Here is a 12,266-nt window from a genome sequence, read left to right as displayed (position 1 = left end):
GGAGTCGCGGGTGTCCAGCTCCGACATCTTCATCGGCGAGACCATCGGTACCGCCCTACTCATCCTGCTCGGCGGCGGCGTCTGCGCGGCCGTCACGCTGAAGGCCTCCAAGGCCCGTAACGCCGGTTGGCTCGCCATCACCTTCGGGTGGGGTTTCGCCGTTCTGACGGCCGTCTACACCTCCGCGCCGCTGTCCGGCGCCCACCTCAACCCGGCCGTCACCCTCGCGCTCGCGCTGAAGAAGGACGGCATCCCCTGGGGCGACGTTCCGATCTACTGGGGCGGTCAGCTGCTCGGCGCCATGATCGGCGCGGCGCTGGTCTGGGTCGCCTACTACGGCCAGTTCCACGCCCACCTCACCGACCGCGAGATCGTCGGCGAGCCGGTCCCGGCCAAGTCCGTCGAGGCCCGGGAGAAGGGCGCCGGCCCCGTGCTCGGCATCTTCTCCACCGGCCCCGAGGTCCGTGTCGCCTGGCAGAACGTCGCCACCGAGGTCATCGGCACCATCGTGCTCGTCCTCGCGGTCCTGACCCAGGGCCTGAACGGCGACGGCAAGGGCCTCGGCACGCTCGGCGCCCTGATCACCGCGCTCGTCGTGGTCTCCATCGGTCTGTCCCTCGGTGGCCCGACCGGTTACGCGATCAACCCGGCCCGTGACCTCGGCCCCCGCATCGTGCACGCCCTGCTGCCCCTGCCCAACAAGGGCGGGTCGGACTGGAGCTACGCCTGGGTCCCGGTGGTCGGCCCCCTGATCGGTGCCGCCATCGCCGCAGGCCTCTACAACGTCGCATTCGCCTGAGAAACACGTCGAGCCGCCGTTCCGCGGGCCCCGTTCCGCGGAACGCTCAGCACGCGCCGTACGTACAGCCCGTTGACCAGTCGACCTTTCAGGAGCACACCGTGACCGACGCCCACACCGCCGGGCCCTTCATCGCCGCGATCGACCAGGGCACCACCTCGTCCCGCTGTATCGTCTTCGACCGCGACGGACGCATCGTCTCCGTCGACCAGAAGGAACACGAGCAGATCTTCCCGAAGCCGGGCTGGGTCGAGCACGACGCCACCGAGATCTGGACGAACGTCCAGGAGGTCGTCGCCGGAGCCGTCGAGAAGGCCGGCATCACCCGTGACGACATCAAGGCCATCGGTATCACCAACCAGCGCGAGACCACGCTGCTCTGGGACAAGAACACCGGTGAGCCCGTCCACAACGCCATCGTCTGGCAGGACACCCGCACCGACGCCCTCTGCCGCGAGCTCGGCCGCAACGTCGGCCAGGACCGCTTCCGCCGCGAGACCGGCCTGCCGCTGGCGTCGTACTTCGCCGGCCCGAAGGCCCGCTGGCTGCTCGACAACGTCGAGGGCCTGCGCGAGCGCGCCGAGGCCGGCGACATCCTCTTCGGCACCATGGACAGCTGGGTCATCTGGAACCTGACGGGCGGTGTCGACGGCGGCAAGCACTACACCGACGTCACCAACGCCTCCCGCACCATGCTGATGAACCTGCACACGCTGCAGTGGGACGAGAAGATCGCCGAGTCGATCGGCGTCCCGCTGTCGATGCTCCCGGAGATCCGCTCCTCCGCCGAGGTGTACGGCGAGGTCAGCGGCGGCCGCCTCGGCGACCTGCTCGGCGGCATCCCGGTCGCCTCCGCGCTCGGCGACCAGCAGGCGGCCCTGTTCGGCCAGACCTGCTTCGACGAGGGCGAGGCCAAGTCCACGTACGGCACCGGCACGTTCATGCTGCTGAACACCGGTGAGAAGATCATCAACTCCTACAGCGGCCTGCTGACCACGGTCGGCTACCGGATCGGCGACCAGAAGCCGGTCTACGCGCTGGAGGGCTCGATCGCCGTCACCGGCTCACTGGTGCAGTGGATGCGCGACCAGATGGGCCTGATCTCCACCGCCGCCGAGATCGAGACGCTGGCGCTCTCGGTCGAGGACAACGGCGGCGCCTACTTCGTACCGGCCTTCTCCGGCCTGTTCGCCCCGTACTGGCGCTCCGACGCCCGTGGTGTGATCGCCGGTCTCACCCGGTACGTCACCAAGGCGCACCTCGCGCGCGCCGTGCTGGAGGCCACCGCGTGGCAGACCCGTGAGATCACGGACGCCATGACCAAGGACTCGGGCGTGGAGCTCGCGGCCCTCAAGGTCGACGGCGGCATGACCTCCAACAACCTGCTGATGCAGACCCTCTCGGACTTCCTCGACGCGCCCGTGGTGCGCCCGATGGTCGCCGAGACCACCTGCCTCGGCGCCGCCTACGCCGCCGGTCTCGCCGTCGGCTTCTGGAACAGCACCGACGACCTGCGCGCCAACTGGCGGCGGGCCGCCGAGTGGACCCCCCGCATGGACGCGGAGACCCGCGACCGTGAGTACAAGAGCTGGCTCAAGGCCGTCGAGCGGACCATGGGCTGGCTCGAGGACGAGAGCTGAGCCAGAGCCCTCGACGGCTCCGACACCGGCTCTGATGAGGAGTAATAACCCGACATGACCAGTCAGACCACCCTGCAGACCCTGCCTGCCCTGGGGACGCGCCCGGCGTCCGGCTCGAACCCGAGCCGTGCCGAGACCCGGGAGCAGCTCTCCAAGGCGTCGTACGACCTCCTCGTGATCGGCGGCGGCATCCTGGGCATCTCCACCGCCTGGCACGCCGCGCAGTCCGGGCTCAGGGTGGCTCTGGTCGACGCCGGCGACTTCGCCGGCGCCACCTCCTCCGCCTCCTCCAAGCTGCTCCACGGCGGTCTGCGCTATCTGCAGACCGGCGCGGTGAAGCTGGTGGCGGAGAACCACTTCGAACGCCGTGCGGTGTCCCGCCAGGTGGCCCCCCACCTGGCGAACCCGCTCACGTTCTACCTCCCCGTGTACAAGGGCGGCCCGCACGGCGCGGCGAAGCTCGGAGCGGGCGTCTTCGCCTACTCCGCCCTCTCCGCCTTCGGTGACGGTGTCGGTCACCTCCTCTCCCCCGCCAAGGCGGCGCAGGACGTGCCCGAGCTGCGCACCGACAACCTCAAGGCCGTGGCCGTGTACGGCGACGACCAGATGAACGACTCCCGGATGGCCCTGATGACGGTCCGCGCGGCCGTCGAGTCGGGTGCCGTCGTCCTGAACCACGCCGAGGTCACCGGACTGCGGTTCACCCGGGGCCGGGTCACCGGCGCCGAGCTGCGCGACCGTCTCTCCGGCGACGAGTTCGGCGTCAACGCCCGTCTCGTCCTGAACGCGACCGGCCCCTGGGTCGACCACCTGCGCAAGATGGAGAACCCGGACGCGGCCCCCTCCATCCGCCTCTCCAAGGGCGCGCACCTGGTCCTGAAGCGCACGTCGCCGTGGAAGGCCGCACTCGCCACGCCCATCGACAAGTACCGCATCACCTTCGCCCTCCCCTGGGAGGACATGCTGCTGCTCGGCACGACCGACGAGATGTACGAGGGCGACCCGGCGGATGTCGCGGTCACCGAGAAGGACACCGCCCAGATACTCGACGAGGCCGCGTTCTCCATCCGCGACCAGCAGCTCGACCGTGAACTGATCACGTACTCCTTCGCCGGACTGCGGGTCCTGCCGGGCGGTCCCGGCGACACCGCGAAGGCCAAGCGCGAGACGGTCGTCACCGAGGGCCGGGGCGGCATGCTGTCCGTGGCGGGCGGCAAGTGGACGACCTTCCGGCACATCGGCCGCACGATCATGAAGAAGCTGGAGGCCCTGCCGGGCCACCCGCTGGGCGAGGACTTCGAGCCGGTCGGCTCGCTGCCGAAGAAGCTGCCGCTGCCGGGTGTCGCCAACCCGCGCGCGGTCGCCCACCGCCTCCTCGTCGACCGCCCGGCACCCGGCCCCCGCATGGGCGCCGACACGGCCCGCCACCTGGCCACGCACTACGGCTCCCTGGCCTTCGACATCGCCCGCCTCGCCAACGAGAACCCCGAACTGGGCGAGCGCGTCCACCCCGACGCCCCCGAGATCTGGGCGCAGGTCGTCTACGCCCGCGACACCGAGTGGGCCGAGACGGCCGACGACGTCCTGCGCCGCCGGACGACGCTGACGATACGAGGTCTCGCCACGGACGAGGTCCGCACCAAGGTCCAGGACCTCCTCGACAAGAAGTGACCGACTCTCGGCGTCGGCCCCACCCCCTGACCGGGGCCGACGCCGAGCGGGACGGCCCCCTCCGGGGCGGTACCACGGCGAAGGGGCGGCTCTCCACCGAGAGAGCCGCCCCTTCGCGTCTGCCCGGATGTCAGTGCCGGGTGTTCTCATGAGCGCATGAACATCGATCACGCCGATCCCGTCGAGCTGGCCGCCCTGCGTGAGGCGTTCGCCGTGGACGACGGTGGGGAGTCGGCGCTCGGCTGGGCTGCCGTGCACGCCTTCGAGGCGGAGCACGGGGTGGTGCTCCCGGAGCCGTACCGGACCTTCGTGGCGGAGATCTCCGACGGCTCTGCACAGGGGCCGCCGGAGTACGGGCTCGTGGGGCTGGCCGCACTGCCGGACGACTGGGGGAACGACGGGGCGGACCGGGCCCTGGGCAAGCCGTTCCCTCTCACCGCGCCGTGGTTGTGGGAGGAGGACGACGGTCCGTACGAGGACGAGGACGAGGCCGTCGAAAGGGTCTTCGACCACGGCTCGATCGTGCTGGGTACGGACGGGTGCGCCATGAACTGGCATCTCGTCGTCACCGGCCCTCATCGGGGACACATATGGCATGTCACCGACGTGGGTGCCATGCCGTTCGGCGCGGAGTTCGGGCACACGACGTCCGCGCCCGGCTTCGGCGGCTGGGTGGCGCACTGGGCCGCCGGGAAGGAGTGGTTCGACGCCGAGTCAGCCCAGGGGTGAGGTCACGAGGTCGCGTACGGCCTCCGGGGAGGCCAGCTCCGTACGGCGGACGATGAGTTCGCGGCCGAGGAGCAGGGCCCGGCGGGACGCCGGGACCGGATCGGCCAGCGTCGTCAGGTCCGTCAGGTGGGCGAAGCCGATGACGCGCCGGACGAGTTCCGTACCGGCGAAGCCCAGGGACTCCGTCCACACCCGGGCGAGGAACCGCTCCAGATACGCGTCGTCGAAGAAGGGGTCGACACGGGTGGGCCAGAGCCGGCGGAACTCGGTCTCGAAGGCGTCCCAGGACAGTCCGAGCTGGTCGCCGTGGTCCGTGAGGGTGCCGAGGGCACGGGCCCGTTCCTCGGAGACGAGCGCGTTGGCCCAGTACAGGCCGAGGTCGAACCCGATGGGACCGACGAAGGAGAACTCGGGGTCGAAGGCCCGTACGACGGGGGCGCCGTCGCGTGTCCCGACCATGACGCTGCCCGAGTGGAGGTCGCCGTGCAGGAGGGCCTGGGCGCTCGTCATGAAGACATGGCGCAGGTCGGCGACCTCGGTGCGCAGGGCGGTGTCCGCGCGGAAGGCGGCGGCCAGGTCGTCCAGCCCCGGGTGCCAGTGGTTGTGTTCGTGCTCGATGTACGGCTCGGAGAGGACGACGTCCTCGGTGATCCCGCACAGCTCGGGGTTGACCGAGACGGCGATCAGCGCCTTCCGGTCGGCGGAGTCCATGCCGAAGTCGCTGGTGGCGAAGGAGAGCCGGGCGACGAGGCGGCCGATCTGTGGCGAGGTGTGCGGTCCGTAGGAGGCGCCCTCGTTCAGCAGCGTACGCAGAACCTCCAGGTCGGAGAGGTCCTCCATGACGAGGGCGAAGTTCTCGGGGTCGTAGCCGTGGATCGCGGGGATCTCCTCGGGCGCGACCTTCCCCAGCTGCTCGTACGCACGCGCCTCCGCGTCCGCCCGCTCAGGGCTCAGCGGCCAGGACGGGCCGGCGACCCGGACCCAGGGCAGCGCCTGCTTGAGGGCGAGGCTGCGGCTGCCGTCGCGGTTCGAGGCGAGGAAGACCCGGTTGACGTTGCCGTCCGACACCTCGCGGACGGTGATGTCGCCCACGTCCTCCCAGTGGCCCCGCTCGCGCAGGTACGCGGGAATGTCGTCGGTCTCCAGGATGCGGTAGCCCATGGTCGGTGAACTCCCTTATGCGGTGCGGCGCTTGGACAACGTGAAGCTGAAGACCAGGGCGAGGATGAGGACCGCGCCCTCGACGACGTCCTGGGTGTAGTACGGCAGGCCCTTGATGGTCAGGCCCGTGGTGATGATGCCGATGAGGACGGCGCCGAGGGCGGTGCCCCAGACGTTGGGGCGGCCCCGGCCGAGGACCGAGGTGCCCACCAGGGCCACGGCGACCGCCTCCAGCAGCTGGGAGGTGCCGGCGCTCACGTCGCCCTGGCCGATGCGGGAGGCCAGGATCAGGCCGCCGACGGAGGCGAGGACGCCGGAGAGGACGTAGGCCAGCGCGCGGTACGCGCCGACGCGGATGCCGGCCAGGCGGGACGCCTCGGGGTTGGCGCCGATCGCGTAGAAGACGCGGCCCCAGCGGGTGCGGGCGAGGAAGACCCAGGCGGCGACCGTCAGCGCGCCGAAGATCAGGACGGAGACGGGGATGCCGAGGACCGTGCCCCGGTCGATCTTCAGGAAGCCGGCGGTGAACCTGCCGGGGGCGGTGGTGCCGTCCTCCAGGGTCATGCCGGGGGTGATCGACTGGCCGTCGACGAGGATCAGCTTGGTGCCCTGGATGACGAACATGGTGCCGAGCGTGGCCAGCATGTCGGGGATCTTCAGGACCACGATCAGCAGGGCGTTGAGCAGGCCCGCGAGGGCGCCCGCCGCGAGGACGGCGAGGATCGCGACCGTGCCGATCTGGTTGAACACGACCATGCTCTGGGCGGCGACCGAGACACCGAGGCCGGCGACCGCGCCGACGGACATGTCCATGCCCCCGACGGCCATGGTGAGGGTGACGCCGAGGCCGAGGATGGCGGCGACGGAGACGTACCGGAGGGTGTCGAGGAGGGTCGCCGACTCGCGGAAGGATCCCTCGCTCAGCGCGAAGTACGCGAACAGCGCGACCGTGACGAAGATGAAGCCGTACTTGATGACGGCGTTCTGGACGCGTACGGCGGTGCCGGTGGCGGGCGGGAGCGTCGCCTTCGTGGGGACTTCCGTGCTCTGGGTGGTGGTCATGGCGTAGTTCCTCAGGGGGCCGGGGTCACACGGACGCCGAGATGGTCTGGATGACGCGGTCGCGTTCCGCGTCCGCGCCGTACGCGTCGAGGTGGATCTCTCCGGCGGCGAGCACGACGACCCGGTCGGCGACCTCCAGGACCTCGTCGACGTCGGCGGACAGGACGAGGACGGCGGCGCCCTCGGCGGCGAGGGCACGGGCCCGGCGGCCGATGTCGCGCCGGGCGCCGATGTCCACGCCTCGGAACGGCTCGTCCAGGATGAGGACGCGCGGAGTCTCGGCGAGCCAGCGGCCGACGACGACCTTCTGCTGGTTGCCGCCGGACAGTTCCTCGACGGTGCTGTGCTCGTCGCGGGCGACGACGCCGAGGGCGTCGACGGTGGCGCGGCCGAGGGCGTTCTCCCGGGCCGTGTTCATCAGGCCCAGCCGGGACAGGGACCTCAGGAACGGCAGGGAGATGTTCTGGGCCACCGACCAGCCGGGGACGAGGGCGTCGGCGTGCCGGTCCTCGGGGACGAGGTGGACGCCGCCGCGGATGGCGTCGGCGGGGCGGCGGGGCGTGTAGGGCCTGCCGTCCAGTGCGACCGTGCCGGTGGTGAAGGGCTCGGCGCCGAAGAGGCCGCGGGCCAGTTCGGTCTTGCCGGCGCCCAGCAGGCCGACGACGCCGGTGACCTCGCCGGTGCGCAGGTCGAGGTCGAGCGGGGTGCGGCCCTCGAAGAGGCGTACGCCCCGCAGGGAGAGGACGACATCGCCCTGGTCGCCCTCCCGGACCGGGCGTGCGGTGGTCGCCCCGTGGGCCTGGGCGAGCATCGCGCGCAGGGCGGCGTCCCAGTCGAAGGGGCGGGCCTGGTCCTCGGTGAGGCGGCCGTCCCGCAGGACGACCAGCCGGTCGGCGAGGGCGTCGATCTCGCCGAGGCGGTGGGAGACGTAGAGGACCGCGATGCCGTCGTCGCGCATGCGCTCCACGAGGGCGAACAGGCGCTCGGCCTCGGCGGCGGAGAGCGCGGAGGTCGGCTCGTCGAGGATCAGCAGGCGGGGGCGGGTGGCGAGGGCGCGGGCCAGGATGAGCAACTGGCGGTCGGAGATGCCGAGTTCGGTGACGTCCTGCTTGAGCACGGCGTCGCTCCAGTCGAGGCCGAGGCCGGCCTGGATCTCCCGGGCGCGGGCCAGCAGCCGGCCGCTGTTCAGGAACGGGTTGCCGCGGCTCTGGGCCAGTTCCTCGAAGACGAGGTTCTCGGCGACGGTGAGGCCGGGGACCACGCCCTCGCCGATGCGCTGGTGGACGGTCTGGATGCCCAACTGCCGTGCGGCCAGGGGGCTCTGCAGGGCGGCCGGGGCGCCGTCGACGAGGATCTCGCCGCCGTGGTCGGCGTGCACCCCGGAGAGGATCTTGATCAGCGTGGACTTGCCGGCGCCGTTCGCGCCGAGCAGCGCGACCACGCTGCCCGGGGCGATGTCCAGGGAGACGGAGGCGAGGACCGTCCTGCCGCCGAAGGACTTGCTGATGTCCCGCAGGCGGACGGCGGGGGCGTGCCCGCCGCCGTCCGCCCGCCCGGCGCCGGTGTCAGTGGGCGACATTCGCGATCCAGTCGGCGGTCGAGACCTGCGACAGGTTCAGCGCGGGCAGCGCCTTGCGCAGCTGGTCCATGTTGGCGATCTTCTTCTCGCGCAGGAAGTCCTGGGTGATGGCGACGGCGGGGAACTCGACGGAGGTCTTGTTCAGCTGACCGGCCAGCTCCAGGGCGGTGGTGCGGACGACGGCGGCGCCGACCGCGGACGGGTCCGTGCCCGCGGTGGCGACCCAGGGGCTGCCCTCGGCGGTGATGGCCTGGATGTCGGCGTTGGAGACGTCCGCGCCGAAGACCTTCACCTTGTCCTGGAGCTTCTTGTTCTGTACGGCGAGGACGGCTCCCTTGGCCAGCTCGTCGTAGGGGGCGAACACGCCCGCCACGTCGGGGTGCTGGGTGAGGGCGGCGGAGACGAGGGGAACGTTGTCGGTGGCCGTGGAGTCGGTGACCTTGCCGACCTTGAACTCCTGCTTCCAGCCCTGGTCGCCGACCGTGGACTTCCAGACGGTGTCGCGCTTGTCGAGGGCCGCGTAGCCGGCGACGTTGACGTAACCGACCTTGGCGTCCTTGCCGACCTCCTTGGCCATGACGTCGAGGACGGCCTTCGCCATGCTCGCGTCGTCCTGCTTGGTGGAGACGACGCCCTTGGTGCCGGTCTCCACGTCGTAGACGACGACCTTGATGCCCTTCTTCACGGCCTTGTCGATCTCCGGCTGGATCGTCGCCGGGAAGCCGTGGTCGATGATGATCGCCTTGGCGCCGGAGTTGATCGCGGAGGACAGGTCGGTGGCCTGCTTGGCGTTGTCGGCCTGGGCGTCGTAGACGGTGAGGTCGATGCCGAGGGCCTTGGCCTGCGCCTTGGCGCCGTTGCCCCACTGCTCGAAGTAGTCGCCGGCGCCGCTCTGCCGGACCAGCGCGACCTTGACCGGGCCGTCGGCGAAGGGGGCGGGCTTCTTGCCGGTGGCGGCGGCGGCCTTGGCGGCGGTGTCACCGGTGTCCTTGGAGGCGTCCGTGGACTGCGCGCAGGCCGACAGCAGCAGGGCCGAGGCGGAGGCGAGGGAGAGGGCGGCGAGGGGAAGGCGGGTACGGCGGGACGAGCGGGGCATGACGGCTCCAGGTGCGGTGCGAGGGGAGGAAGGGAGTACTCGACCCGGAGCAGGGGCGGAAATGCGCCACCGTGCGGTGCACGGCGAACGCCCGGGACGTCAGGGCGTGTCGGGGCGCGTCGGGGCTCCGGGAGTGGTCAGCGACAGCTGGCCGTGGTCGACCGGAGCAGGTCCACGTACAGCCGCCGCACGAGCAGCAGCGTCTTCATACGCAGATCATGAGAACGATTTCAGCCATGCGTCAAAGAAATGAGAGCGGTTTCTCACCACGTGAGACAACGACTACGTCACACATGGCCGGTACACGGACCGGAGTTACGATCGCGGTACCGGCACCCGGCCGGCACCCCAGTGAGGCCCCGATGACGACGATCGACGCGACGGCGCAGCGCCTGCCCGCCGGTACGCGCTGTTGTCCCGGCGCCGGTACGCGCTGTTGTCCCGGCGCCCTGTGTCACCGCTGACCGGTCGCTCGCCCCTCACGTCCCGCTCCTCCCCTCCCCCAGCCTCCCGGGTGCTTGTCTCGGTATCCGGACATCCCTTCCAGATTCATGGAGTTGCTCTCATGACCCTGCTGACCACCTGGCCCGAGTCCGGACCGGAGACCCTGGTGCGCCGCACCTCCGACCCCGTCGAGATCGCGGCCGCCCTGGCACCGCTCGGGGTGCGCTACGAGCAGTGGCCGATCCGCGAGGACGTCCCGGCCGACGCCGACAGCGAGACCGTGTTCGCCGCGTACGGCCCGGAGATCGACCGGCTCAACGCCGAGGAGGGCTTCACCACCGTCGACGTCCTCGGACTGCACCCGAGCGACGACCCCGAGTACCCGGCGCGGGCGCGGGCAGCGCGGGCCAAGTTCCTGCAGGAGCACACGCACGACGACGATGACGAGGTGCGCTTCTTCGTCTCCGGCTCCGGCATCTTCTATCTGCACGTGAACGGCGAGGTGCACGCGGTCTACTGCGAGAAGGGCGACCTGCTGGGGGTGCCGCGCGGGACGACGCACTGGTTCGACATGGGCACCACCCCGTCGTTCACCGCGATCCGCTTCTTCCACGAGGAGGACGGCTGGATCGGCAACTTCACCGGCTCCGCCATCGCCTCCCGCTTCCCGGACTACGACACGATCGACGCCGGCTACCGGCAGGACGGGGCGGCGGCGTGAGCCAGGCCCTCGGCCTCCACGCCGTCGACTCCGTGGTGCTCGACATCGAGGGCACCACGAGCGCCACGGGGTTCGTCGTGGACGTGCTCTACCCGTACTCCCGCTCTCGCTTCGGAGCGCTGCTCTCGGAGCGGAGCGGTGATCCGGAGGTCGCGCGGGCGGTGGCGCAGGTACGGGACCTCATCGCCGAGCCGGACGCCGACGAGGCGCGCGTCGAGCAGGCCCTCCACACATGGCTCGACGAGGACCGCAAGGCGACCCCGCTGAAGACCCTCCAGGGCGTCATCTGGTCCGAGGGCTTCGCCCGCGGCGACCTCGTCTCCCACTTCTACGACGACGTCCTCCCGGCGCTGCGCGCCTGGCACGCGGCGGGCGTACGCCTCCACGCGTACTCCTCGGGTTCCGTGGCCGCCCAGCGCGCCTGGTTCCGGTCGAGCCCCGAGGGCGATCTGCTGCCGCTGGTCGAGGGGTTGTACGACACCGAGAACGCGGGACCGAAGCAGGAGGCCGCCTCGTACCGCGCGATCGCGACGGCCCTCGGGCTCGCCGCGGCGCCCGAGCGCGTCCTCTTCCTCTCCGACCGGCACGGCGAGCTGGACGCGGCGCGGGAGGCGGGCTGGCGGGCCGTCGGCATCCGCCGGCCCGGGGAGCCGTACTACGAGCAGGGCGTCGGCGACCACCCCGAGGCGGGGACGTTCGACGAGATCACCATCACGAGGAGCAGCGCATGACCACCGAGATCTCGGCACTCGACCTGGAGGAGGCCGGTGCCGTCCTGGCCGCCGAGTCGGCCCGCTTCGCCTCCTTCGGCTGGATGCGCGGCACCTCGGGCAACCTGTCGGTGGTGCTGTCCCGCGACCCGCTGCGGCTGGCGGTCACCGCGAGCGGCCACGACAAGGGGGAACTGACACCGGCCGACGTGGTGCTGGTCGACGGTGCCGGTGCCGCCGTGCGGGGCGGCAAGCCGTCCGCGGAGGCCGAGCTGCACGCGCGCGTGGCCGCGCTGACGGGGGCCGGCGCGGTGGTCCATGTGCACACCGTCGCCTCCGTGGCGATGGGCCGCCGCGAGCCCGGCGGCATCGTCTTCAGGGATCTGGAGATGCTCAAGGGCATCGGCCGTCCCGCCCACGACGTGGAGGTCACCCTCCCCGTCATCGCCAACAGCCAGGACATGAAGGTCCTCGGCGACCGGCTGGAGGCCGCCCGCGACCCGCACATGCCGGCGGTGGTCGTCGCCGGTCACGGCCTGTACGTCTGGGGCGCCACGCCCCGCCAGGCCCGTCACCACACCGAAGTGGTGGAGTGGCTGCTGGAGCTGGAGCTCACCGGGCGCTGACCCACGGGCAGAGGGGCGGCCCGGTCGG

General features: G+C 71.2%; 11 protein-coding genes. 7 read left to right on the top strand and 4 right to left on the bottom strand.

From position 1 onward, the window contains the following. Positions 1-10: 10 nt before the first annotated feature. From PYR72_RS38235 to PYR72_RS38220, 4 genes are all read left to right on the top strand, one after another. A complete protein-coding gene (locus PYR72_RS38235; RefSeq protein ID WP_275459545.1) occupies positions 11-799 on the top strand; it encodes an MIP/aquaporin family protein in 789 nt (262 codons plus the stop codon). 101 nt (positions 800-900) lie between these two features. After that, positions 901-2,439, top strand: a complete 1,539-nt coding sequence (gene glpK / locus PYR72_RS38230; RefSeq protein WP_275459544.1) for a glycerol kinase GlpK — start codon at positions 901-903, stop codon at positions 2,437-2,439. Positions 2,440-2,493: 54 nt separating this feature from the next. Next, positions 2,494-4,110, top strand: coding sequence for a glycerol-3-phosphate dehydrogenase/oxidase (locus PYR72_RS38225; RefSeq protein WP_275459543.1), 1,617 nt, complete (start codon positions 2,494-2,496; stop codon positions 4,108-4,110). A gap of 156 nt (positions 4,111-4,266) precedes the next feature. Further along, positions 4,267-4,839: an SMI1/KNR4 family protein gene (locus PYR72_RS38220; protein ID WP_275459542.1), complete on the top strand. Its 573-nt coding sequence runs from the start codon at positions 4,267-4,269 to the stop codon at positions 4,837-4,839. On the opposite strand, the gene mtnK is transcribed toward PYR72_RS38220, so the two are convergent. Genes mtnK through PYR72_RS38200 form a run of 4 tightly spaced genes read right to left on the bottom strand, consistent with a single transcriptional unit; the run spans position 4,825 to position 9,737 of the window. Continuing rightward, a complete protein-coding gene (gene mtnK, locus PYR72_RS38215; RefSeq protein WP_275459541.1) occupies positions 4,825-6,000 on the bottom strand; it encodes an S-methyl-5-thioribose kinase in 1,176 nt (391 codons plus the stop codon). The genes PYR72_RS38220 and mtnK overlap by 15 nt on opposite strands. Before the next feature lie 15 nt (positions 6,001-6,015). Further along, the gene (locus PYR72_RS38210) at positions 6,016-7,062 is read right to left on the bottom strand and encodes an ABC transporter permease (RefSeq protein WP_275459540.1); all 1,047 of its coding nucleotides are present in this window, start codon (positions 7,060-7,062) and stop codon (positions 6,016-6,018) included. Positions 7,063-7,087: 25 nt separating this feature from the next. Then, positions 7,088-8,641 (bottom strand): sugar ABC transporter ATP-binding protein, encoded by a 1,554-nt coding sequence (locus PYR72_RS38205; RefSeq protein ID WP_275459539.1) that lies wholly within the window; start codon positions 8,639-8,641, stop codon positions 7,088-7,090. Continuing rightward, on the bottom strand, positions 8,628-9,737 hold the full coding sequence (locus tag PYR72_RS38200; RefSeq protein WP_275459538.1) for a substrate-binding domain-containing protein: 1,110 nt from the start codon (positions 9,735-9,737) through the stop codon (positions 8,628-8,630). Before PYR72_RS38200 ends, PYR72_RS38205 begins: the two co-directional genes overlap by 14 nt. A 565-nt stretch (positions 9,738-10,302) precedes the next feature. Between PYR72_RS38200 and PYR72_RS38195 the strand changes: the two genes are divergently transcribed. The 3 genes from PYR72_RS38195 to mtnB are packed head-to-tail and all read left to right on the top strand — an operon-like array spanning position 10,303 to position 12,238. Next, positions 10,303-10,902 (top strand): cupin domain-containing protein, encoded by a 600-nt coding sequence (locus PYR72_RS38195; RefSeq protein ID WP_275459537.1) that lies wholly within the window; start codon positions 10,303-10,305, stop codon positions 10,900-10,902. After that, positions 10,899-11,633 carry an acireductone synthase gene (gene mtnC, locus PYR72_RS38190; RefSeq protein WP_275459536.1) on the top strand — a complete coding sequence of 245 codons (735 nt, stop codon included), beginning with the start codon at positions 10,899-10,901 and terminating at the stop codon, positions 11,631-11,633. Before PYR72_RS38195 ends, mtnC begins: the two co-directional genes overlap by 4 nt. Continuing rightward, entirely contained in the window at positions 11,630-12,238 is a 609-nt protein-coding gene (gene mtnB / locus PYR72_RS38185; RefSeq protein ID WP_275459535.1) for a methylthioribulose 1-phosphate dehydratase, read from the top strand. The genes mtnC and mtnB overlap by 4 nt, the downstream gene beginning before the upstream one ends. The last annotated feature ends 28 nt before the right edge of the window (positions 12,239-12,266 follow it).

The organism is Streptomyces sp. VNUA24, from assembly GCF_029167005.1.
GTDB lineage: Bacteria > Actinomycetota > Actinomycetes > Streptomycetales > Streptomycetaceae > Streptomyces > Streptomyces scabiei.
This window is presented reverse-complemented; position numbering and strand designations above follow the sequence as displayed.